Source organism: Luteimonas salinilitoris, from assembly GCF_041300785.1.
GTDB classification, from domain to species: Bacteria; Pseudomonadota; Gammaproteobacteria; order Xanthomonadales; family Xanthomonadaceae; genus Luteimonas; species Luteimonas salinilitoris.
In genome coordinates, this window is sequence record NZ_JBFWIB010000005.1 from 42,460 (window position 1) to 65,875 (window position 23,416).

A 23,416-nucleotide genomic window follows, 5' to 3' on the forward strand; every position below is an offset into this window, starting at 1 on the left:
CGCGCAGCTCCACCGGGCCCGCGCGTCGCCGCGCGTGCCTTCACCGCTACCGCGTGCGTGGGTGCGCGCGATGGAGAATGTACATGCAGTACCGGATCCTCACCCTGGCCCTCGCGGCCGCGCTCGCGCCGCTGCCGGCGCTCGCCGCCCCCGCGGCCACCGACCTCGACGAGGTCATCGTCACCGCCACCCGCACGAAGATCGCGCTGGCCGACAGCCTGGTACCGGCGCAGGTGATCGACCGCGCCGAGATCGAGCGCAGCCAGGCCGTCTCCCTGCCCGACCTGCTGCGCGGCCGCGCCGGCATCAACCTGGTCAACAGCGGCGGTGCCGGCAAGCAGAGTTCGCTGTTCATGCGCGGCGCCGGCTCCAACCAGGTGCTGGTGCTGATCGACGGCGTGCGCATCGGCTCGGCCACCGCCGGCCTGCCGGCGCTGCAGGACATCCCGGTGGCGCAGATCGACCGCATCGAGATCGTGCGCGGGCCGCACTCGAGCCTGTACGGCGCCGACGCGATCGGCGGCGTGATCCAGATCTTCACCCGCCGCGACAGCGGTCCGCCACGGCCGCGCTTCCACGCCGGTATCGGCAGCCACGGCCTGCGCGAAGCCGGCGCCGGCATCGGTGGCGGCAGCGAACGCGCCTGGTTCGGCGCCGATGTCGCCTACCAGCGCACCGACGGCATCGATGCCTGCCGCGGCACGCTGGCGGGTTTCGGCGCCGGCTGCTTCGCCGAGGAGCCCGACCGCGACGGCTACCGCAACCTCTCGGCCAGCCTTCGTGGCGGCGTCACGTTCTCCGATGCGTGGACGCTGGACGGAGTGGCGCTGCGCGCCGAAGGCGACAATCACTACGACGGCACCTGGGCCAACCATTCCGAGACCGTGCAGCAGGTGATCGGCGCCAAGCTCCGCTTCGAGCCGTCGGACACGCTGGCGCTGCAGGCCGGCCTCGGCCGCAGCGAGGACCGCACCGACGACTACCTCGACGGCGACTTCGTCGCCCATCTGCGCACCCGCCGCGAGCAGGCCTCGCTGCAGGCCGACATCACCCTGGCCGCGGAGCAGGTGCTGAGCGTCGGCGCCGACTGGCTCGACGACCGTATTGCCGGCAGCACCGAATACGACCTCGCCAGCCGCGACAACATCGGCGTGTTCGCCCTCTGGCAGGGCGACTTCGGCGCGCAGCAGTGGCAGGCCAGCGTGCGCAACGACGACAACGAGCAGTTCGGCAGCCACGCCACCGGCAGCCTCGCCTGGGGCCTGGCCTTCGGCCCGGACCTGCGGCTGACCGCCAGCTACGCCACCGGCTTCCGCGCGCCGAGCTTCAACGATCTGTATTTCCCGTTCTCGGGCAATCCGGATCTCGATCCGGAGCAGTCGGACAACCTCAACCTCGGTATCGCCCAGGCCCGCGCCGGCTGGAGCTGGTCGCTCGACCTGTACCAGAACCGCGTCGACGACCTGATCAACTACGACGCCACGATCTTCCGGCCGGTGAACGTCGACGAGGCGCGCCTGCGCGGCGCGGAGCTGACCTTCGCCACCGCGCTGGCGGGCTGGGACGTGTCGGCGCAGCTGAGCCACGTCGATCCGCGCAACCGCAGCGACGGCGCCAACCATGGACGCCTTTTGGCACGGCGCGCGCGCAACACCGGCCGCATCGACCTGGACCGCGCATTCGGCGCATTCCGCTTCGGCATGACGCTCAACGGCGCCGGACATCGCTTTGACGATGCCGCCAACACCACGCGCCTGGGCGGCCACGCCACCACGGACCTGCGCTTCGAGTACGCGTTCCATCCGGACTGGACGCTGCAGGCGCGCGCGAGCAACGTCTTCGATCGCGCGTACGAGACCGTCGCCTGGTACAACCAGCCGGGCCGCGAGTACGGCCTGACCCTGCGCTATGTGCCGGCGCGCTGAGCCGATCCGAGGTCGAGCCGGGCCGTGGTTCCCTTCCCCGGCAGCGAGCGGATCTCGAGCGTCCAGTCGAGGTGGGTGCATAGCCGCGCGATGAGGTCCAGGCCGATTCCCCCGCCCTCGCGGCTGCCGCCGCGCGCCGCCCGGGCGTAGATCGTGCTGATCTCCTCGGGCGTCATGCCATGGCCGGGGTCGACGATCTCGACCACCGCCTCCGGCAGCAGGCGGATGCCGATTTCGCCCGAGTCGCTGTTCTCGATGGCATTACGCAGCAGGTTGCCGATGGCGGCCTGCACCACCGGCAACGGCGCCAGCAATTCGCACGACGGCGGCGGCGCGAGGGTCAGCGCCAGCCCCTTGTCCTCGGCCATGGGGCGATGGTCCTCGACGATGTCCGGCAGCAGCTGGTCGAGCGCGATCCGGTCGTTCGCCTTCGCCAGCCGCGCCGGATCCTTGGCCAACACCAGCAGCAGCGAGATCAGCCGTTCCATGTCCTGCGTGGTACGCCGGATCCGGCTCAATTGCTGGCGCGCCGCCGCCGGCATGCCGGGTTGCGCCGTCGCCAGCTCCGCCGCGCCGCCGATCACCGAGATCGGCGTGCGCAGTTCATGGCTGGCGCTGTCGATGAAGGCGCGTTCGCGCTCGACGAACTGTGCGTTGCGGCGCAGGTAATCGTTGAGCGCATCGGCGATCACCACCAGCTCCGTGCTTGCCCTGTCGGGGATCTCGACGCGTGCATCGCTGGCCGGACGCAGCTGGCCGATGCGATGTGCCATGTCGCTCAGCGGCCGCAACAGGCGTCCGGCGCCCCAGGCCGCGAACAGGCCGAGCAGCGCCACCACCACCAGCGCCGAGGCGAGCATGGTCAGTCCCAGCTCCAGTTCGCGGCGTTCGAGATCGTCGATCTCCAGCGCCAGGACCATCGGCCGCCCCTCCACCCGTCGGACCAGCAGTACGTGTTCGCGGCCGTCCAGGAGCACTTCGTCATGCAAGCCGGGCTCCAGCGCCGCCAGCGCCGGCGGCAATGCGGCGGCAGCGCCGTCGTAGAGCGTGAGCGTTTCGGTATCGGCCCAGCGGTAGCCCGGATCGGTCCGGCTGCGCATGGCGAAATGGTCGAACTCCGCTTCCAGCAGCGATTGCCATACCAGCGCCTCGGCACGCTCGTTGACCACATAGCCGTGCAGCAGCACGGCCAGCGACAACAGCGCCACGTAGCCGAGCAGGCCGATCGTGATGCGGCGCCGCAGGCTGCTTCTAGCCATCGGCGGCGTCCGCTTCGGCGGTTCGTTCGGCCAGCCGGTAGCCGACCCGCGGCAGCGTGTGGATCAGCTTGCGCGCGAACGGCTCGTCCACGCTGCGCCGCAGCTCGTAGATATGGGAACGCAGCATGTCGCCGTCGGGCGGGTCGTCGCCCCACAGCGCCTGCTCCAGGCGCTCGCGGGTGACGGCGGCGGGACTCGCACGCATCAGCACTTCGAGCAGTTTGCGGCAGGCTGGATACAGGTGCAGCGCACGGCCGCCGCGGGTCACGGCGAGGGTGGCCAGGTCCAGGCGCAGGTCCGCCACCGCCAGCACGCGGCTGCGACCGTGGCCGGAGGCGCGCGCGACCAGCGCCTCCAGCCGCACTTCGAGTTCCGGCAGCGCGAACGGCTTGGTCAAGTAGTCGTCGGCACCGGCGCGGAATCCGGCGATCTTGTCCGGCAATTCGTCGCGCGCGGTCAGCATGAGGACCGGCACGTCGGATCCGGCGTCGCGCAGGCGGCGCAGCACCTCGCGCCCGTCCAGGCGCGGCAGCATCCAGTCCAGCACGATGGCGTCGTAGGTCTGCGTGCCGGCCAGATGCAGGCCCGTCGGCCCGTCCGGCGCGGCATCGAGCACGTAGCCGCGCGCCTCGAAGTACTCGAACAGGTTCGCGACCAGGCTGCGGTTGTCCTCAACCACGAGCACGCGCATTGCAGACTCCTCAGGTATCGCGCGCAGTCTCCGCCTGGATACGTCGGAACGGCGTCGGAACGCGTTCCGACGATTCTCCCACGTCGTCGCGCGCAGCATCGCCTGCCCGCCTGAACCCACGCCGCGCATGGCCAGCCCCGGCGGAGCCAGTGCGACAGCCAACGCCCTTCATCTCCCAAAGGGGAAGCTGATCAGGCATCCATTGCCCCGATATCGAACAGCGCCGCCTGCGGAGGTGCCATCTCGGGTTCGCGAAACCCCGCCAGCCCAACGCCGACCAGTCGGTAGAGCGTCTCCTCCGGCAGCGCCACGCGATCGCGCAGCGCCAGCGCGATCGCGGTGAACTGCTCCAGCGAGGCCGGCGGCGTATCCGGCGTGTGGCTGCGGGTGAGGATGCGAAACTGCGCGGTCTTGAGCTTCAGTACCACGGTGCGGCCGACGCGCTCGGTCTTGCGCGCGGCGGTCCAGGCCTTCTCCGCCAGACGCCGGATCGCCGGCTCGAGTTCGGCCAACGGCAGGTCGCGTTCGAAGGTGTCCTCGGCGGAGATCGACTGCACCGGCTGGTCCGGCTCCACCGCGCGCTCGTCAATCCCGCGCGCACACTGGTACAGGCGCGCACCGAAGCTGCCGAAGCGCCGCTCGAGGTCGGCGGCGGCGAAGCCGCGCAGGTCGCCGACGGTGGCGATTCCGAGATCGGCCAGCTTCTTCTCCATCACCTTGCCGACGCCCGGAATCCGCCCCACCGGCAACGGCGTCAGGAATGCCTCCACCTGCGCCGGCTTGATCACGAACACGCCGTCGGGCTTGTTCCAGTCCGAGGCGATCTTGGCCAGGAACTTGTTCGGCGCCACCCCGGCCGAGGCGGTCAACGCCGTCTCCTCGCGGATCTGCGCGCGGATCGCCTCGGCGGTGGCGGTGGCACTGGGCGCGGGCAGTTTCGGCGCGGTGACGTCCAGGTAGGCCTCGTCCAGCGACAGCGGCTCGACCAGGTCGGTATGGCGCAGGAAGATCTCGCGCACCTGCCGCGACGCCGTCTTGTAGCGGGTGAAGTCCGGCGGCACGAACACCGCATCCGGGCACAGGCGCTCGGCGCGCACGGCCGGCATCGCCGAGCGTACGCCGTACCTGCGCGCCTCGTACGAGGCCGCGCAGACCACCGAGCGCGCGCCGCGCCAGGCCACCACCACCGGCTTGCCACGCAGCCCCGGATCGTCGCGCTGCTCGACCGAGGCGTAGAACGCGTCCATGTCGATGTGGAGGATCTTGCGCATCGGCGCCATTATCCGCCGTGCCGGCAAGGCCAGGACATTCCCGGTATCCGGCAGATTCGACCCGACCTGGAACCGACGACGGTGCACGCACCATGAACGGTGCGCGCGGCTTTGACCTGATCGTGACGGTCCCGGCGCGAACATCGGTCCTATCATGGAGAACTCTCATGCCCCGTGGAGGCAAGCCGGCCCATGCCGACGAACGGACGCGCCGGGGCCGGGACGATCGGATCGTCGGTACACGAGCGGCCGTGCCATGAAGAGCACGGCGCGCGTCACCACGGCGACTACCAGCCGGCGGGATCGCGGCGGCAACAGCTCCGGAGCGGACCACGCATGAACACCGAACGCAACGATCGCAAGGCGCCTGCCGGCGCCAGAACCGGTACCGACACCGGCAAGCCCGCCCAGGACGCGCCCGAGGACCAGGAGGAGCGCAAGCGCCACGAGAACGAGAACCAGGACGAGGCGCTGGAAGAGACCTTCCCAGCCAGCGACCCGGTCTCGCCGTTCGTCCCGGCTAAGCCGCGCCGCTGAAAGCCGGATCCGCTGCAATCGGCACGCCACCCACATAGGCGGCTATCCCGTAGAGCGGAGCTTGCTCCGCTGCTCCTTGCTCCGAAGCCCACATGTCCAGTCAAGTCCGGCTCTGTGGCTCACGCGACGGTGATGCTCCTGACTAGCAATCGGTAACCGGTTTGTCCGATCCCAAGGCCCGATTTTGGTCGGGCCTTGGGACAGACATTACCGAGCGCTCAGAACTCCCTGATCGGTAGCCGTTCCGTTCCGCATGCTCCCAAGCCGTGGCGATGCATGCCCCATGCCAACCCGTAACCGAATGCATCGTGAGGATACGTCTCGGTTTCGCCTGTCGTCGCTGCTCCTGACGGGGAGTTGGACATGGCACCGATCAGCCGGCCCACCTCCCGGTGGATTTCAGCACGTTGGTCCGAATGGCCGGCACTCGGAGCTTCGAGCCTTAGACCGGCCGTCCGCAATTGAACTTCGCTAGACATGGGCTCATCCGGCTGATCTACGACAGATGGCTCGACTTTGCTCTTGATCCCACCTAGTTCAGAGCCTGCTCTTTGATCGAGCAAGCGACCGAATCGACCATCGGCAAGCATCGAACGACCGAGTCTTCTTCCATCCAGCCGCATTTCAGAATCCCAGGCAGTTTTTCGCTGCTCCCCACGCGCGAATACCGAGAATGCCGAGAATGCCGCGTCATACAGGTAGTTGAGTTCGCTGCCGGACGCGCTGCTCCGCATGCCGCTGGTTGTCGCCATCCCGACTGCGGACATCGGGGTCAGAAGATCCTCGAACTGCGAGGCAGGAATCGCATACCCTCCATCGCCCGGCTGGACGAATGCGATCGCATGCTGGCCACCCTGGAAGTGTTTCAGGACGCGCATCTGCTCGCCGGCATCGCCGTCGATCCGCACGATCAGATCGTCGCCATCGCGGTGGAAGCCGAGTCGCTCGCGGGCAATGCCGTCGAGGTAGATCCAGTCGTTGCCGCCGCCGGTGTTGTCGATCACATCACTGCCCGAACCCGATGCGTAGTAGTACGTGTCATCGCCGGCACCACCGAACAGCCGGTCATCGCCATCTTCGCCCACCAGGGTATCGGCCCCGGCACCGCCGATCAGGATGTCATTGCCCGAACCACTGAACGAACCGTTGCCTCCGGACAGGTAGTCGTTGCCGTCGCCACCTTCGAGCTTGTCGTCGCCCTGGAAGCCGAAGATGGTGTCGTCGCCGCCCAGGCCGCGGATCAAGTCGCGATCGTTCGTGCCCAGCAACTGTTCGCCGGCCGCGGTCCCTTCGACGACCGACGAATAGTCGTCGTCATCGCCGCCACCCGGATCCCCGCCGCCAGGACCATCATCTACCAGGGCATTGATGGCGGCGGTATCGAGCATCGAGCCGCCGTCGGGCTGGACATAATCGATGGCCGAATCCCCACCCAGGAAATGGTTGGTGACGCGAACCGTGCTGGCTGAGTTGGCGTCCACGGTGATCATCAGGTCGTCGCCATCGCGGCTGAAGCCCAGACGAGAGACGTCGATGCCGCCGTTGAAGAACACCCCGTCATTGCCGCCACCGGTGTTGTCGATGGTGTCCTGGCCGCCACCGTAGACGTAGCTGTCATTGCCGATACCGCCGATCAGGGTGTCGTCGCCGTCCTCGCCGGCCAGCGTGTCGTTGCCGGCACCGCCTTCCAGGCGGTCGGCTCCGGAGTTGCTGCCGCTACCGTTGCCACCGGCAAGGTAGTCGTCGCCGTCGCCGCCCTGCAGGGTGTCGTTGCCGGCCATCCCGAACAACTGGTCATCGCCGCCCAGGCCCTTGATCAGGTCCTTGCCGCTGCTGCCGACCAGTTGCTCGCCCGACGCAGTGCCCTCGATGACCTGGTCGTACTCGCCACCCGTACCCCCGCCGGCCACGATCTGGTTGATCTCGGCTGTGGTGAGATAGAACCCACCATCGGGTTGGACGTAGTCGATCGCGGCATTGCCGCCAAGGAAATGGTTCAGCACCCGGACCGCCGGGACCGTGTTGTCATCGACCGAGACCAACAAATCGTCGCCATCACGGCTGAACGACAAGCGCTCGCGCGTGATCCCATTGGTGAAGAACACGCCGTCGAAACCGCCGTCGGTATTGTCGATGACGTCACTGCCGGAGGTGGCATTGACGACGTACTTGTCGTCGCCCGTGCCGCCGATCAGCGTGTCGTCGCCACCGCCGCCGACCAGCGTATCGCTACCGCCCTGGCCATTGATGATGTTGGCGGCGCCATTGCCCGCCATGTAGTTGTCCAGGCCGTTGCCCGTGCCGTTGATGGCACCGCTGCCCATCAGGAACAAGGTTTCCACGTTGTCGGTCAATGTGAAGGAGGCTGTGGTCTGGACCTTGTCGTCTCCATTGCCGCTCGTTTCGACGACCCCGTCGGTGCTGGCATCGACGATGTAAGTATCGTCGCCGGCACCGCCCTCCAGGTGATCAACGCCTTCACCACCGTCCAGGTAGTCATTGCCGGCTCCGCCAAAGAGCCGGTCAGTGCCGACTCCGCCGAACAGCGAATCATTGCCGCCGAGGCCATGCAGCTCGTCGTCACCGCCCCAACCGCCGAGGGTATTGCTCCCCGAGTTGCCGGTAATGACATTGTCCAGCCCATTGCCATTGCCGGTGGTGACGCCTTCCGCAATGATCAGGTTCTCGACATTGTCCGAGAGCACGAGATTGGTCTCGAAACTGCGCTCGGTCGTATCGACGCCTTCGCCTGAACTTTCGTAGACCCAGTCGTCGATCGAGTCGACGATGAAATAATCATCGCCCGCTCCGCCATGCATCCGGTCACCGCCCGCACCACCATCCAGCCGGTTGTTCCCGGCATTGCCGATCAGGATGTTGTTCTGGCCGTTTCCGGTGCCTTGCAGATTGCCCGTACCCAGCAGAGTGAGGTTCTCTAGCGTCGCCCCGAGCACATAGTCAATGCTCGATTCGACCGTATCGCTGCCTTCACCTGCATTTTCGACGACTGCATCACCTGCGTTGTCCACCATATAGGTGTCATCGCCCAGGCCACCTGTCATCGTGTCCGCACCTGCCGCACCGTCCAGGCGGTTGTTGCTGGTATTGCCGATGATGATGTTGGCACCGGCATTGCCGACGCCTTGGTAGGCGCCGCTGCCTTCAACGAGGACCAGCTTCTCGATATTCGCCGAGAGCGTGTAGTTGCTATGCGCCTGGACGATGTCGCTGCCTTCGCCCGCCAGTTCAACCGCGACGTCCTGCGTACTGTCGACGATGTAGGTATCGTCGCCCGCGCCACCGCTGAGGTGGTCCACACCCGAGCCGCCATCCAGCAGATCATTGCCGGCGCCGCCCAGCAGCGTATCGTTGCCGGCCCGGCCGCGCAGCACGTCGTCGCCCCCCAGGCCTTCCAGCCGGTTGTTCCCGCCGTTGCCAAGCAACTCATTGGCATCCGAGTTGCCGGCGGCATCGATATTGGCCGACCCGACAAGTTCCAGGGTTTCGACATGCTGTGGTAGCGCGTAGCTGACTTCACTACGAATGAGATCGGCACCCTCATTCGCCAGTTCGACCACTTCGTCCAGTATGTCATCGACGACATAAATGTCGTTGCCGGCACCGCCGGCGAGCTGATCCTGGCCTGCGCCGCCATCGAGCTGGTCGTTGCCAACCTCGCCGGTCAGCACATCGTTGCCCGTACCGCCGAAGAGCACGTCGTCGCCATCCCCACCCAGCAACTGATCCGCACCGTCTCCACCGTATAGGCGGTCAATGCCTTGACCACCGTTGACGATGTCATCACCGCCTTCGGCATGAATCGTGTCGTTTCCCGTTAACCCACCTATGGCGTTATTCAATGAGTTGCCATAGATGACGTCGTCGGCCGTCGTTCCCTTGAGAACCTCGGCATCCAAGCCGACCGGCGTGATATCCCAAGGCAGGCCGTTCCCGGGATCGATGCGCAGGCCCGAGTTCGCCAGTCCGGTCAATGGATCGAAGAAGCCCGTAAGTTGAATCTCGTCATTCGGGCTTGACGCAAAGCGGATGACCAGATTGGCTCCGTCGCGCCGGAAGTAAGCCTCAGTGGTTGTCAGATCAGATACGTAGATAGTCGAGTGACCATCACGATCGCTGATCGTGTCCTTGCCATCGCCTCGGCTGAAGTAATAGCTGTCGTCACCCTCGTTGCCTTCAAGCTGGTCATCGCCCAGTCCACCGGTTATATGATCGGCGCCGTCCCCACCCAAGATCATGTCATCACCGCTGCCGCCACGAATGATGTCACTGCCTTGAGCCCCGGCCAGCCAGTCGCCGTCATCGCCACCGTCCAGAACATCGTCTCCGAACCCACCATGTAGAGCATCAATGCCTACACCACCAGAAAGCTCGTCATTTCCATCACCGCCGAAGAGCGTGTCGCTCCCCTCGCCGCCGGTAAGCGTATCGTTCCCGGCATCACCATTGAGGGTATCGTCGCCTGCGCCACCATCCAGGACATCGTCGCCAGCGGCACCACTCAGCGTGTCGCTGCCCAAGCCACCGGAAATCGTGTCGTTGCCGGCGAATCCCTGCAGGACATCATCGCCATCGGTGGCGATCTGGACCATGGCCTTGACCGCATTCACATCCCAAACAGTGCCATTCGAGAAGCGAATCTCGTCGAGCCGATGAGGCCCGGTGGCGTCATTCGAAAAATAGGATGCAATCCTGACTTGGTCTTCCGTGCCCTGGATTCTCAGAAACAGATCGTCATTGCCGCGCCATGCTTCGATGTTCTCCGGTGCAACATCAGAAGTAAATTCCAGCACATCAAGCCTGCCGACATCGGAGTCATAGTTCCGAATGTAGTCTTGGCCTGACCCATTTCCAAACACATAGACGTCGTTGCCGGAGCCACCTATTAGATCATCATTCCCGCTACCCCCATCGATGCGATCGTTGCCAGAGCCCCCTTCAATTCGGTCGTTATCGGCCCCGCCATTCAGGATGTCATTGCCGGCACCACCTGAGAGAGAATCATTACCGTCATCGCCTGACAAAACATCGTCACCATCGTCACCACTCAAGCTGTCGGAACCAGCCCCTCCGGATAATGTGTCGTTTCCACCACGCCCGACTAACCAGTTGTTGTCCGCATTACCTGTGATGATGTCGTCGGTCTGATAACCGTAAATGTCATCGTTGTCTTCTGAATTCAGGACGAGCGCCTTGACCATCTCCACCGTCCAGACTGTACCGTCCATGAATCGAATCAGGTCCAGCGAATAAACACTTGCGCCATCTTGCCGGAAGTAATATTGGACATCGATTCGATCATCTGTTCCACGAATCTGGAGGCTCAAATCATCTCCGCTGCGCCAGACCTTCAAATCCGAAGGATCGAGGCCAAGGCCAATGTCCAAAGCATCTACATTTCCCGAACTGCTATCGTAGTTATTAATAGTGTCGTGTCCGGAACCAAGCCCAAATGCATAAACATCGTTTCCTTCGCCACCGGACAAATAATCATTGCCTTCGCCGCCTTCCAGACGATCATCTCCATTTCCTCCCTGCAGCGAGTCGCTTCCATCTCCACCATTCAGTATGTCGTTTCCATCGCTCCCTACTAGAGAGTCGTTATCGGCATCGCCAAATATTATGTCGTCGCCTTGACCGCCATTGAGGCTATCGGACCCTGCTCCGCCAAGCAGAGTGTCGTCCCCGTCGGCTCCGTTGAGCTTGTCAGCCCCACCACCGCCAAAGATAACATCATCTCCTTGAGCACCATTCAGAGTTTCACCTAAGCCAGCAACTTGATCCCGCCCGAATATCAAATCCACCTGAGCAGATCCATTCGCAACCAACGTGCCACTGTCATTATTGCTAAGCAATAAATTCACATCAGAAAGTGCGGCCTGCAAATCCGGATCGCTTTCGTAATCAAGCAACCAGCTCCGCAGCAAGCTTTCGCCTGCAGCCCATGGGCTAGAAGAAAAAAGCTCGTTGCGAAATTTAAATAATTCTCCAAGATCTATGATTGCATCTAGCGGGTCAGAGCTAAACTTATTCTCAAATGCACCCATTAACTCGCTAAAATTGAATACCAACTGTCCCTTCGTGGCCGACCAATCAACATCAATTAGATCAACGTAACTCTGTAGCCGTGTTTGCACGCTTAGCGAAGCGTAAGCCGCTTCAAAAAAAGTATCGTAGACATTTACATATTGCTGCACGGTATCATTGCCCCACCAAAGATCGGTGATTGGCTCATATCCTAAGATCGCCTCAACTGTTCTCACTTTGTGCGTGATTTGAGCGTCAAGTCTGGTCGGATCAGGCCATGTCAACACTTCGTTCGGACGCAAGCGAACTATATTGGTCGAGTTCGGATCCTGAACTCGACCACCCACGTGCAAATCAATATGTCCTTCAGTGTAGTACGGGCTTGTCTTAGCCCACTCGATGAGTAAATTATCAAGCTCGGCTCGCTGGTTATCACGACTGCTGGCTCCAGAGAAGGCACGTAGCGATTGCTCCAGCATCGGTGAAAGGGTGGCCGCCTCGTGTAGATCTCTGAGCATGCCTAGCCCTTGTATATTTGCAAGCGCTTTTATCGAATCAGGCACTGGAATTCGCTCGGAATATATACTATGCAAGCTGTCGTTATCGAAGTTGAAGTCCTGCATGACGCCATCGGACAGCGAGCCGTCCGCGGAACGCATCGTAAACACTCCAATACCGACTGAATTACCACCCTCGACTGATACGTCAGGCGTTTCACTGTAGGAAGTCTGGAACCTGACGATGTCCAAATCTTGCAGAGACAGCAGCTCGCCATCGTCGGTCACGCCATTGCCGTTGCTATCCCGCCAGACTTTGATCGATGCGAAGTCATCGTCGTTGCCGTCAACCACGCCGTCACCATTTGAATCCATGCTAGCCAAGGCCTGAAAGCCATCTGTCGCATTGCTGCCATCAGACAGCATGGTTTCGTCGCCGAACAGTTCAAGTCCGGTATCGATCCTGCCATTACCGTCGAGGTCACGCACCAGCAACCCATCCTCCGAACTGATCCAACCGGTGGCGGTTCGAATGCCATCCCCGTCGTGGTCAAATAGGGCGCCAGACCAATCGCTCTCGGCTCTTGTTCCGACTAAACCATCACCGTTTAGATCAAGTGCTAGCGGATCGTAGCGAACGATACGATAGGTGTTGTCATTATTGATTCCTTTCTCGGCCTCTTCAAGTTGTCGATCAAGATCTCTACTCCGGTGCCTGAGTTTTGTATATGCATCGCCGAGCAAACCGCTCGACAACCATCCATCGAGTTCTCGATCAAAAAGATCGTCCATCGTGAGGCCGTCCACGAGTGGAACATCAAACTCAAAGTTCTTTGCTCCAATCGTCGCCTTTATATGAGCAGACGGTACCGGCGGAGCTGACGGGTCAGTAGGGTGGGGAACGAAACCCCCAGGAGTCATCTTGATGCCTACCGATGTGCCGCCAGGCCCCGGTACTTGCAACGTCACCTCGTTTGCAGTGAACGAGGTCCCATCTGGACTGACCTGCACGTCTCCTGACGCCTTGGCCTGAAAGCCGCTTGTCGTAGCTCCGCCACCGGTCACGCTTACCGTGCCGTCTGGGGCCACCGAAACAGTTCCTGTTACGCCGGGAGAACCCGATTTAACAGTAACCTTCACCTGTCCTGTAGAAACATTATATTTCAACCAATCCGGCAATAATGACGACATGACTAGCTCCCTTTTTGTATACGTTTTGCGTATAGAAACAACACAGAAATAGTGGCCATCAGTACGAATACCCGAAGCTCCCAGGCCCTCTTCGCCTGACGTGAGCTACTTTTACTTAGCACTTCACCATCACTAAGACCTATTGAAGTGATACGCCCGGAAATAGCCGTTATGGTTACCTTGTCGCCAGGATTAACCCGACTGAAGTTAAATGGGCAGAATCCACATCGGTAGGTACGTCTAGTATCCTGGACCTCAAACTCATAGATTGCGTCAGGCCCAATCCGTCTGACGAATACGGCCTCAACCTTCTCGACTTTTTCTGTCATGCGAATATCGCTATCAGTGGCAACTGACCCCAACATTGAAATAGAATAAAACTGAATAATATTAGTAGCAGCCAGGAGTAATGCAGGGCCTTTCTTGATAACGCACAGGCTGATGTGATTGGTCATCATTTAAGAATTAATTTTTAGACGAAATAACAGTTAACGGAGTACCGGCTTAGCTACATTTCTGCTTTGCTTCCTCTTCGTTCGTTACTTCGAATCCGTTGCAAAAGTAGTATGGTGTAACGCAATGTAGATATTGTTTCCCGATGCGTCTATTCAGTTCTTTGTCGCCAATGACATCCGGAATTTTCTCGCCTGCCAATGCGGCGCACGAATTGCTCTTGTCGTTGATCTTCATTCTGCACTCTTTTGGCGTGATGTTGAATCGCTCTATCGCTTCGTCACAGCCTCGTATTGCAACATCTCTCCATAATAGAAAGATGACCTGCTTTGGCACTGGCCTTTCTTCCACCGTAGCAATGCTGTACTCATAATTGCGTTCGAGATTTTTTCCGTTGTGCGTAGATGATTTTGAATACAGTAAGAGCGCAAAAAATAAAGACGCCAACACTATCGCTATTATCTTCATTCTTTCGCTTCCTTGTTCTCAGATGCGGAGAAGCTTGTAGCGGATAAAACTGAGTTTAGTTCCATAGTGCACGCACCTATTCGGCTTTTTTCACGGCATGATTTGGCGCCCGATGTCTCTGTTTATTGTAAATGTAGGCACGACCCATCTCCTTATTTTCCGGTGTAAGCGTGCTCCACAACGATACTGCTGCTAAAGCTATCGTGATCTAGATTTTTTCCTGACGCATATATGCGGAGCCTGTACTTTCCCTTGAGAAGCTCGACTTGAGCCAGCTCGATATAGAGTTTCTCGTTTGACCATGAAGTAATTTTTGGATTTATAACGAACCTCCCCATCACCAGCGCATCTTGCTTTTTATCCATCCTTTGAATAAGGACGTGCGCAGCGAGCGTCTCTTTTGAACTTGAGTAGTTTAAGTAGTTCCACGCCTTTTCTCTGTTTTCTCTGATCGGGCCACTCACATCATTTTCGATCGAGACCGAATATAGATCGCGTTCGCGAACTTTGAACGACCCCTCAATGCTCGAATTGCTGCTGAATTCGGCGCGAAATATATTCTTTTCATAAGAGTTGCATCCAAGCATAAGTGCGCCACTTATAATTATTCCGGTTATTGGTTTTTGCATTTCACGTTCCACCCGAACGAACCCGCTACCGAAAGAATCTATCTTTCTCGCAGTGATTCGGCACCGGCCTTTTTTAATGGGCTCATCAGGTAATCTATTATCCGGCGCTTGCCAGTCTTTATCTCTGCACTCAAGTTCATTCCCGATGTCAAACGTACCTCCACCCCATCTATGGCCAGCGTCGCGCCGTCCAGCTTCACCCGCGCCGGGAATACCAGTCCCAGGTTTTCGTCCTGGGCGGCGTCGTGCGACACGCTTTCGACAATGCCGGTCAGGTAGCCATAGCGGGTGTAGGGAAAGCTTTCGACCTTGACCGTCACCGACTGGCCCGGCTTCACGAAGCCGATGTCCTTGTTGAGCACGGTGGCTTCGACTTCCAGTGATTCCTCGCTCGGCACCACGGCCAGCAGCGCCTGGGCCGGGGTCACCACGCCGCCAATCGTGTGCACGGCCAGCTGCTGCACGGTGCCGTCGACCGGGGCGCGCAGTTCCATCTGCCGGTCGCGCTGGCCGGTCTTGCTGACCTCCGGGGCCAGCTGGGCAATCTGCTCGCGGGCCTCACGCAGGCCGTCCAGGGTTTGTTGGCGGGTGTCGGTAACCAGCACGCGTAGTTCTTCCTGTGCGGCGCTGAGGGCCGAGCGCACTTCCTGCAATCGGCTGCGTTGCGCGGCCAGGTCACGTTCGGCGGCGATGCGCTCCTGCTCGCGTAGCAGGTAGTCGTGGCGGCCGACGTACTTGCCTTCGACCAACCTGGCGTAATCCTCGGCGCGAGTCGTGGCGATTTGGGCGGACTCCTGTAGCGGGCGAATCATGCCCTGGACGGTCTGCAGCTCGGCCTGGCGCTGGGCGATCGCAGCCGTCAGGGCCTGACGCCTGGCCTGGAAGGTGTCGAACTGGCTGGCGGTCAGTTGCTGCTCGGCCGCGGTCCGCGCCTCGGGTAGGTTGGCATCCATCGGCAGGATGGGCGTGCGGCCCGATTCGAGCGCTTCGGCCAGGGCCATCAGGCGGAGTTCGGTCAAGCGGGCATTGACCAGCGCCTCGCCGGCCTGCTCATGCTCGGCGCCGGTGGCGGTGGCGTCCAGCTCGATCAGCAGTTGGCCCTGCTTCACCGTCTCGCCGTCTCGCACCAGGATACGGCGCACCACGGCGGTTTCCGCCGGTTGCACGACCTTGGTGCGGGAACTGACCACGGTCTTGCCCGGCGCCACGGCTACGATGTCGAGCTTGCCGACGCAGGCCCAGAGCAGGGCGACGCAGAAGAAACCGATGATGATCCGCATCGTCCAGCGCGGCAGCGGCGACACCGGCGTGTCGGTGAGCTCCAGGTGCGCCGGCAGGAAGGCCAGCTCGTCGCGGCTGCGTTCGGGCGGCTCGAGTTCCTTGCGTACCACCCAGGCCGACTTGAAGACTGCCGCATAGCGCGCCAGGAAGTCGCGAAGGGCCGCCAGGACGTGGGTCATGACGCTGCTCCTGGATGCACCACCGGGAGCGGCGCCATCAAACCTTTGGATTCCCGCCTTCGCGGGAATGACGATCCGAGGCCATAGGCGTTCATTCGGAGCCCTGCTGGAGTCGGTGCAAACGGGCGTAGTGGCCTTCGGGCCGGTCGACCAGTTCGGCATGGGAGCCGGTTTCGACGATCCGGCCCTTCTCGACCACGACGATGCGGTTGGCCCGGCGCACCGTCGACAGCCGGTGGGCGATGATCAGCACGGTGCGGCCCTTGCAGATCGCGTGCATGTTGGCCATCACCGCATGCTCGGACTCGTAGTCGAGTGCGCTGGTCGCCTCGTCGAAAATCAGGATGCGCGGGTCGGTGATCAGTGCCCGGGCGATGGCGATGCGCTGGCGCTGCCCGCCCGAGAGGCCGGTGCCGTGCTCGCCGACGCTGGTGTCGTAGCCTTCCGGCAGCTCGACGATGAAGTCGTGGGCGCCGGCCAGCTTGGCGGCCCGGATCACCCGCTCCAGCGGCATGCCCGGGTCGGCCAGGGCGATGTTCTCGCGCACACTGCGGTTGAACAGGAAGTTTTCCTGCAGCACCACGCCCAACTGGCGGCGTAGCCAGGCCGGATCGGCCAGCGCCAGGTCGTGCCCGTCGATCAGGACGCGGCCACGCTCGGGAACGTACAACCGCTGCACCAGCTTGGTCAGCGTGCTCTTGCCTGAGCCGGAGCGGCCGACGATGCCGATGACCTCGCCCGGCTGGATGTCCAGCTCGATCCCGCTGAGCACTTCGGCGGTGTCGGGACGGTAACGGAACGAAACCTGCTCGAACGTCACCCGGCCATGAATCTGCGGCAGCGCCATGCGGCTGCCCGGCAGCTCGGTACGGGTATTGAGGATGTCGCCCAGCCGCTCGACCGAGATGCCGACCTGCTGGAAGTCCTGCCACAGCTGCGCCAGGCGCACGATCGGCGCGGCCACCTGGCCGGACAGCATGTTGAACGCGATCAGCTGGCCGATCGACAGCTTGCCCTCGATCACCAGCTTGGCGCCCCAGAACAGGATGCCGATGCTGACCAGCTTCTGCACCAGCTGCACGCTCTGCTGGCCGAGCGTGGCCACCCGGGTGACGCCGAAGCTGGCGCCGACGTAGCCGGCCAGCTGGTTGTCCCAGGTGCGGATGACGCGGGGATCGACGGCCGTGGCCTTGATGGTGCCGATGCCGCTGATGCTCTCGACCAGGAAGGACTGGTTGTCGGCACCGCGGGCGAATTTCTCGTTGAGGCGTTTGCGCAACACCGGGGTGATACCGGCCGAGATCATCGCGTAGACCGGTAGCGACAGCACCACGATCAGCGTCAGCCAGCCGCTGTACCAGAACATCACCGCCAGGAACACCCCGGTGAACAGCAGGTCCAGCACCGAGGTCAATGCCTGGCCGGTGAGGAACGTGCGGATGTTCTCCAGCTCGCGCACGCGGGCGATGGTGTCGCCCACGCGCCGCGACTCGAAATACGCCAGCGGCAGCGCCAGCACGTGCCGGAACAGGCGGGCGCCCAGCTCGACGTCGATCTTGCTGGTGGTGTGGGAGAACACGTAGGTGCGCAGCCCCGACAGCACGACGTCGAATGCCGCGATCGAGACCAGTCCGATCGCGATCACCTCCAGCGTGGTGATGCTCTGGTGCACCAGCACCTTGTCCATCACCACCTGGTAGAACAGCGGCGTGACCAACGCGAACATCTGGATGAAGAACGAGACGATGAAGACTTCGAGCAGCAGCTTGCGGTACTTGACCACCGCGGGAATGAACCAGCTGAAATCGAATCGCGCCAGTTCCCCGAGCACCGACGCGCGCGAGGCCAACTGCAGCAACCGGCCTGCGTAGCGGGACTCGAATTCCTCGAACGAGATCGCCCGCGGCCGTTTCTCGACCAGGTCGTGGATCAGGATCTTGTCGTCGTTGCGGCGAGCGACGATGAAAGGCTCGCCCTCCGGCACCAGCGCCAGCGCCGGCAGGCTGGCCATGCCGATGCGCGCGGCCGGCTGGGCAACCACCTTGGCCTTGAGGCCCAGCCGCTTGGCGGCGAGCAGCAACGTGGTCTCGTCGAACGGCTGGTCGGCGCGGCCGAGCTCATGGGCCAGCTGCCCGGCATCGGCCGCCACGCCATGGAACTGCGCGAGCAATACCAGCCCGCGCAGCGCCAGATCGGGCTGCGAAGCCGGTCGCGAATCCCCTGACGCCACGGCATCGACTGCCGCCAGCGTCGCACCCCCCCGTGCCATGCTGACTTCCCTGCCAAGCAGGCGACCTCGGAAGATCGCCCTGAAATGCCAGCATCCTGCTAGCCGGCAGTCCTGTCAACTGCAGAAAAGTTTCCGTTTCTCACGGGGTGGTGGCAAATCGGAATGAAGCCTCCAATCCGGGCGTCGTCTCGTCTCTACCCCTGCAGCTCACGACAGGATCATTGCCACATAACCGCCAATGAGGGCCAACACCGTCGTGAGCGCATAGGTCACCGGGAATGGCACGGCAGCGACCGAACTCTTCGATTGGTCGGCGATGGCATTGAGCCCCGGCGTGGCGTTCCGCGCGCCCGCGCAGGCACCGTCGCAGATGACCGAGTTCAGGCCGAACATCTTCAGGCCCACGAAGTAGGCCACGACAACGGGCAACAGAGCCGCCGTCGTTCCGATCAATGCGACCCAGGCCACGGTGGTTCCCTGAAAGGAATCGATCACCTTCGGGCCTACGTTGGCCGCGAGTACGGCAACGAACATGTTCAGGCCGATGTCCTGCAGGAAGCTGCGTGCCCCCTCACTGACCGGACCGCCGAACTCCGGGTTTCGGCTGCGGAAGTAGCTGACGAAGATGCCCGCCAGCATGCAGCCGGCCGAGGTGCCCAATGCGAGCGGAATGCCCGCTACGGTGATGCTGAGAATGCCGACGAGATATCCGGCCAGCATGGCGATTGCCATGTAGGTGACCTCGGTCACGGTCGAATCCAGGATCGGCCGGCCACCCAGTGCCTTCGCAATCCGCTGAATGGACACATCCGGTCCCGTCAGTCGAGCCACGTCTCCAAATCTGACATCGGTATTGGGGCCGATCGGGATTTCCTGCCCGCCGCGGAACATCGCCGTCAGCTGGACGCCGAAACCGATCGTTCGACCCAGTTCGTCGAGCGTCTTGCCTGCGATCTCATGCGAGCCAACGCGGATATCGGCAGTTTCGAGAGGAATGTTCCGGGCAAGCTCGTCATCCACTTCCGGTCCGATTTTCTCACCCTCCTCGAGGATCAATTCATGGACCTTCGTGCGAAGGGTAACGATGTCGCCCTTGCGGATCTCCGTATCGTCAGCCTGGTCGAGGATCTTGCCATCCCGCACGACTCTCAGGATCGGCGCGTAGGGATGCTGCTTGAACATGTCGAGAACGGTCTTGCCGATCAGTTCCTCATGCTCGACGCGATAGGCGCGAAGATCGTAAGGGGAGAAGCCCAGCACCAGCGAATCCGGTGCGCCGGGCACCGGATGGGTCGCGCCGTGGCTGAATTCCTGCTCGGCGACCTTGGCGTCCGCCACCGGATCGCGGCCGAAAAGCTTCGGCAGGTAGCGGATGACCAGAATGATCCCGATGCTCGAAAGGATGTAGCTGATCGCGTATCCGGTCGCGATGTTCGCGCCGACCTGCGCAGCCGAGAGGCCCTCGGGAAGCTGCACCGCACCGCTCTGGACCGCGCCCTGGGCAACACCCATCACCGCGGTGATCGTGTAGCTGCCCGAAATCATGCCCGCCGCGTAACCGGGCTCCATCCCGACGAGCTTCGCGCCGCCGACACAGATGATCCAGTTGAGCGCCCAGACGATCACGCCGATCACGATGAACGCTTTGCCGCCGGATCTGAGCCCGGAGAAGAATTGCGGGCCGACCCGCAATCCGAGCGCATACATGAACAACAGCAGGAAGATCGACGAGACGATCGTGGGGATGTCGTACGAAATATCGAAAGCCAGCTTGGCGATGATCGACAGGATCACGCCGCTCACCAGCGTCCCGGCCGTCGAACCCAGGGAAATTCCCGCAACCGAGGCCGCGCCGAGCGGGTAGCCGATCGCCAGCGCCAACAGGAGAAAAACGATGGGCTGGCTTCCGAGTAGTTCGAAGAAACCATGCAACCCCGTCTCCATTACCGGCTTGAAAAGCTCGAGCACATTGCCTGCTGCCGGTTCCGCACTGGTGGCCAGTTGCTCGACGCCTGCTCCGGCACCTCCGCTCGCCTGGGCGCCCGCCGGCATGGCTACAACTGCAACAATGCACAGTGCGGCCATCAGAATGGCAAGCCATGCGCCGCCGCGTACAGACCGGTGAAACTGCCTCTGCTTCATTTGACCTTCCCCGCATTCGAGCCAGATTTGCCACGCATGCCGAACCGAAAGTGCCGCCCTTCAGCACTTGCTGACGGCAACCTTGTGCGGATCGTGGAGCACCGGGGCTGTCGCGGTGCCGCCGTGCTGATGCAGCCATTGGCAGGCATGGATGATGTCGTCTGCGAGTTCATCGATGACGTTGTGGTTCAGATGTGGCCGTACCACCACGCGCAGGCTGTTGACCGTCTGCGCATCCGGAGGCATCGAATAGGCCGACAACACCCAGCCGCGCTCACGCACTCTCGCCGAGACGTCGAACTCGTTGAAGTTGGTGAACTCCGACTTCAGCGTCAGCGCCACCACCGGGATGCGCTGGGTCTTGTTCATGATCTCGAAATAGCCGCTGTCGACCAGGCGCTTGCGCAGGAATTCGGCGTTGTCGACGGTGTGCCGCATCACCATGCGATAGCCGTCGAAGCCCAGGCGCAGGAAAGCGTAGTACTGATAGGCGATCTGGAACGCGTTGCGGCTGAAGTTCAGGGTGGCGGTCGGCATCTCGCCGCCGAGATAGTTGACGTAGAACATCAGGTCTTCGTTGAAGATCTTCCGCTCCCGGAAGATGATCCAGCCCAGCCCGGGCGGCACCAGGCCGAACTTGTGGCCGGAAGCGTTGATCGACTGCACCCGCGGCAGGCGGAAATCCCACACGTACTCCGGATACAGGAACGGATTGACGAAGCCGCCGGAGGCGCCGTCGATGTGCATCGGAATGCTGATGCCGGTTTTCCGCTCGTAGGCGTCGAGCCAGTCGTGGATCTCCTGGATGTCGTCGTCCTCGCCGGTGAAGGTCTGGCCGGCGATCGCCACGACGGCGATGGTGTTCTCGTCGACGAGCCGGTCCAGGTGCTCGGTGGTGAGGCGGTAGTTGCCGGGCTTGAGCGGCGCGATGCGCGGTTCGACGTCGAAGTAGCGCAGGAACTTCTTCCAGACGATCTGCACGTTGCCGCCGGTGACCATGTTGGGCCGGCTGCCGTCCTTGCCGGCGGCCTCGCGCGCCTGGCGCCAGTTCCACTTGTGCGCGAGCCCGGCCAGCATGCATGCCTCGGAGGAGCCCACCGTCGCCGTGCCGTAGGGGTCCACGTTCTTCGGGCCGTTCCACAGTTGGTGCAGCCAGCGCACCATCCGCCCTTCCATTTCGAACATCTGCGGATACATGTCGTGGTCGATGTAGTTCTTGAGGAAATGCTGGTGGGCGATCTCCAGCGCTTCCGGCTCGGTGAACGTGGTCACGAACGACGACAGGTTCATCACCGGTTGGCAGTCGGACCAGGATTCGCTGTTGACCGTCGCCTTGGCGGCGCGTGCGGACATGCCGTATTGCGGGAAATGGCTGTCCGGGATCGGCTCGTTGAACTCGTCGAACAGCAGGTCGAACGGCGCTCTGTGCTTCATGGCGATCCTCACATCGAGTGAAATGGACGGCGGTGTCTGGCGAAGGAAAAGGCGGGCTATCGGCCGGTATCGAACATGCCGCTGCCGATCAGGTCGTGGACGATCAGTTCGATCGCCTTCTGGCCCTTGACCGAGTTGCCGGCGGCGTCCAGAGGCGGCGCAAAGGTCGCGATCGCGAACCGCCCCGGGGCGACCGCGACGATGCCGCCGCCGACGCCAGACTTGGCCGGCAGGCCGACGTTCCAGGTCCAGGTGCCGCTGGTCTCGTACAGGCCGGTGGTGGACATGATCGCCAGGGTCTTTTCGGCGGCAGCCGGACTGACGATCTTCTTGCCGGTGATCGGATGGGTGCCGCCGTTGGCTAGGGTGGCGCCCATGGTCGCCAGATCCTGGGCGGTGACGTGGATCGAGCATTGCCGGGTATAGAGGTCGAGCGCGACTTCCGGGTCGCCGTTGAGCGTGCCGTAACCCTTGAGCAGGTGCGAGATCGCCCGGTTGTGCTCGCTGCTGCCTGCCTCCGACCGGTAGACGGTCAGGTCGACGTCGAGCGCGCGACCGGCATAGTCGTTCATGAGCTGCTGGATCGTCTGCCAGCGCGCCTTGGGCTCGGCCGGTTCGATCCAGCTGACGATGGCGATGGCGCCGGCGTTCACCAGCGGGTTCATCGCCGGCGTGGCCTGGGCGTGCGATTCGAGCGCGATGATCGAGTTGAAGGGCAGGCCGGTCTGGTTGACGCCGATGGTGTCCTCGACCCACTGCTCGCCTTTCTGCTCGATGACCCAGGAAGCGGCAAACGGCTTGGAGGCGGACTCGATGGCGAACGGATGATCGGTGTCGCCGACGGTGTAGATGCGGCCGTCGACGGTGACGACGGCGATGCCGAACAGGTCCGGCGGCACTTCTGCCAGTGCCGGGATATAGTCGGCATCCTTGCCTGCCGTGATGCCTTTGGTCGCAGCGTAGGCCTTGTCGACCGCGGCCTTGATCTGCGCGTCGGAAACGATCTCGCCGCGTGCCTGCGCCGGCGCGATGGCCGCCAGCATGCAGGCGATCGCCGCGCACAGGATGGCGAATGCAAAACCGAGGTGCCGTGACGGTAACCGATCGGATCGTGCGCTCATGGAGTACTCCTGTCTGGCGTGCGCGAATCGCGGCGAGGAATCGATGCGTGGCGACACGACTTG

The 23,416-nt window shown here is 62.4% G+C and carries 14 protein-coding genes; 2 read left to right on the forward strand and 12 right to left on the reverse strand.

Features of this window, described 5'->3' with window-relative positions; genetic code table 11:
- The first annotated feature begins 77 nt into the window (after positions 1 to 77).
- Positions 78 to 1,925, forward strand: coding sequence for a TonB-dependent vitamin B12 receptor (btuB, locus tag AB5T46_RS10000; RefSeq protein ID WP_370563773.1), 1,848 nt, complete (start codon positions 78 to 80; stop codon positions 1,923 to 1,925).
- Here the strand turns inward: btuB and AB5T46_RS10005 are convergent.
- From AB5T46_RS10005 to dinB, 3 genes are all read right to left on the reverse strand, one after another.
- A complete protein-coding gene (locus AB5T46_RS10005; protein ID WP_370563774.1) occupies positions 1,907 to 3,184 on the reverse strand; it encodes a sensor histidine kinase in 1,278 nt (425 codons plus the stop codon). The two genes, btuB and AB5T46_RS10005, sit on opposite strands and share 19 nt — an antisense overlap.
- Positions 3,177 to 3,875 (reverse strand): response regulator transcription factor, encoded by a 699-nt coding sequence (locus AB5T46_RS10010; protein WP_370563775.1) that lies wholly within the window; start codon positions 3,873 to 3,875, stop codon positions 3,177 to 3,179. Before AB5T46_RS10010 ends, AB5T46_RS10005 begins: the two co-directional genes overlap by 8 nt.
- A 191-nt stretch (positions 3,876 to 4,066) precedes the next feature.
- The gene (gene dinB / locus AB5T46_RS10015) at positions 4,067 to 5,155 is read right to left on the reverse strand and encodes a DNA polymerase IV (protein WP_370563776.1); all 1,089 of its coding nucleotides are present in this window, start codon (positions 5,153 to 5,155) and stop codon (positions 4,067 to 4,069) included.
- A gap of 327 nt (positions 5,156 to 5,482) precedes the next feature.
- Between dinB and AB5T46_RS10020 the strand changes: the two genes are divergently transcribed.
- Positions 5,483 to 5,683 (forward strand): hypothetical protein, encoded by a 201-nt coding sequence (locus tag AB5T46_RS10020; protein ID WP_370563777.1) that lies wholly within the window; start codon positions 5,483 to 5,485, stop codon positions 5,681 to 5,683.
- Between the two features lie 218 nt (positions 5,684 to 5,901).
- On the opposite strand, the gene AB5T46_RS10025 is transcribed toward AB5T46_RS10020, so the two are convergent.
- The 9 genes from AB5T46_RS10025 to glsA form a co-directional block, all read right to left on the reverse strand.
- Entirely contained in the window at positions 5,902 to 13,416 is a 7,515-nt protein-coding gene (locus AB5T46_RS10025; RefSeq protein WP_370563779.1) for a beta strand repeat-containing protein, read from the reverse strand.
- Between the two features lie 2 nt (positions 13,417 to 13,418).
- Positions 13,419 to 13,874 carry a hypothetical protein gene (locus tag AB5T46_RS10030; RefSeq protein WP_370563780.1) on the reverse strand — a complete coding sequence of 152 codons (456 nt, stop codon included), beginning with the start codon at positions 13,872 to 13,874 and terminating at the stop codon, positions 13,419 to 13,421.
- A gap of 46 nt (positions 13,875 to 13,920) precedes the next feature.
- Positions 13,921 to 14,337, reverse strand: a complete 417-nt coding sequence (locus AB5T46_RS10035) for a hypothetical protein (protein ID WP_370563782.1) — start codon at positions 14,335 to 14,337, stop codon at positions 13,921 to 13,923.
- A 152-nt stretch (positions 14,338 to 14,489) separates the two neighbouring features.
- Positions 14,490 to 14,966, reverse strand: coding sequence for a hypothetical protein (locus tag AB5T46_RS10040; protein ID WP_370563783.1), 477 nt, complete (start codon positions 14,964 to 14,966; stop codon positions 14,490 to 14,492).
- A gap of 38 nt (positions 14,967 to 15,004) precedes the next feature.
- Positions 15,005 to 16,426 carry an HlyD family type I secretion periplasmic adaptor subunit gene (locus tag AB5T46_RS10045; protein WP_370563784.1) on the reverse strand — a complete coding sequence of 474 codons (1,422 nt, stop codon included), beginning with the start codon at positions 16,424 to 16,426 and terminating at the stop codon, positions 15,005 to 15,007.
- Positions 16,427 to 16,517: 91 nt separating this feature from the next.
- On the reverse strand, positions 16,518 to 18,695 hold the full coding sequence (locus AB5T46_RS10050) for a type I secretion system permease/ATPase (protein ID WP_370563785.1): 2,178 nt from the start codon (positions 18,693 to 18,695) through the stop codon (positions 16,518 to 16,520).
- A 168-nt stretch (positions 18,696 to 18,863) separates the two neighbouring features.
- Positions 18,864 to 20,798 carry an aspartate:alanine exchanger family transporter gene (locus AB5T46_RS10055; RefSeq protein ID WP_370563786.1) on the reverse strand — a complete coding sequence of 645 codons (1,935 nt, stop codon included), beginning with the start codon at positions 20,796 to 20,798 and terminating at the stop codon, positions 18,864 to 18,866.
- Positions 20,799 to 20,858: 60 nt separating this feature from the next.
- A complete protein-coding gene (locus AB5T46_RS10060) occupies positions 20,859 to 22,232 on the reverse strand; it encodes a glutamate decarboxylase (protein ID WP_370563787.1) in 1,374 nt (457 codons plus the stop codon).
- 56 nt (positions 22,233 to 22,288) lie between these two features.
- The gene (gene glsA / locus AB5T46_RS10065) at positions 22,289 to 23,353 is read right to left on the reverse strand and encodes a glutaminase A (protein WP_370563788.1); all 1,065 of its coding nucleotides are present in this window, start codon (positions 23,351 to 23,353) and stop codon (positions 22,289 to 22,291) included.
- Between the last annotated feature and the right edge of the window lie 63 nt (positions 23,354 to 23,416).

Excerpts from the sequence above, each read along its gene's own strand:
- AB5T46_RS10030 (WP_370563780.1), bottom strand. The coding sequence starts at position 13,874 with ATGATGACCAATCACATCAGCCTGTGCGTTATCAAGAAAGGCCCTGCA.
- glsA (WP_370563788.1), bottom strand. The coding sequence starts at position 23,353 with ATGAGCGCACGATCCGATCGGTTACCGTCACGGCACCTCGGTTTTGCA.
- AB5T46_RS10040 (WP_370563783.1), bottom strand. The coding sequence starts at position 14,966 with ATGCAAAAACCAATAACCGGAATAATTATAAGTGGCGCACTTATGCTT.
- AB5T46_RS10025 (WP_370563779.1), bottom strand. The coding sequence starts at position 13,416 with ATGTCGTCATTATTGCCGGATTGGTTGAAATATAATGTTTCTACAGGA.
- AB5T46_RS10035 (WP_370563782.1), bottom strand. The coding sequence starts at position 14,337 with ATGAAGATAATAGCGATAGTGTTGGCGTCTTTATTTTTTGCGCTCTTA.
- AB5T46_RS10050 (WP_370563785.1), bottom strand. The coding sequence starts at position 18,695 with ATGGCACGGGGGGGTGCGACGCTGGCGGCAGTCGATGCCGTGGCGTCA.
- AB5T46_RS10020 (WP_370563777.1), top strand. The coding sequence starts at position 5,483 with ATGAACACCGAACGCAACGATCGCAAGGCGCCTGCCGGCGCCAGAACC.
- AB5T46_RS10060 (WP_370563787.1), bottom strand. The coding sequence starts at position 22,232 with ATGAAGCACAGAGCGCCGTTCGACCTGCTGTTCGACGAGTTCAACGAG.
- dinB (WP_370563776.1), bottom strand. The coding sequence starts at position 5,155 with ATGGCGCCGATGCGCAAGATCCTCCACATCGACATGGACGCGTTCTAC.
- AB5T46_RS10005 (WP_370563774.1), bottom strand. The coding sequence starts at position 3,184 with ATGGCTAGAAGCAGCCTGCGGCGCCGCATCACGATCGGCCTGCTCGGC.
- AB5T46_RS10045 (WP_370563784.1), bottom strand. The coding sequence starts at position 16,426 with ATGACCCACGTCCTGGCGGCCCTTCGCGACTTCCTGGCGCGCTATGCG.
- AB5T46_RS10055 (WP_370563786.1), bottom strand. The coding sequence starts at position 20,798 with ATGAAGCAGAGGCAGTTTCACCGGTCTGTACGCGGCGGCGCATGGCTT.
- btuB (WP_370563773.1), top strand. The coding sequence starts at position 78 with ATGTACATGCAGTACCGGATCCTCACCCTGGCCCTCGCGGCCGCGCTC.
- AB5T46_RS10010 (WP_370563775.1), bottom strand. The coding sequence starts at position 3,875 with ATGCGCGTGCTCGTGGTTGAGGACAACCGCAGCCTGGTCGCGAACCTG.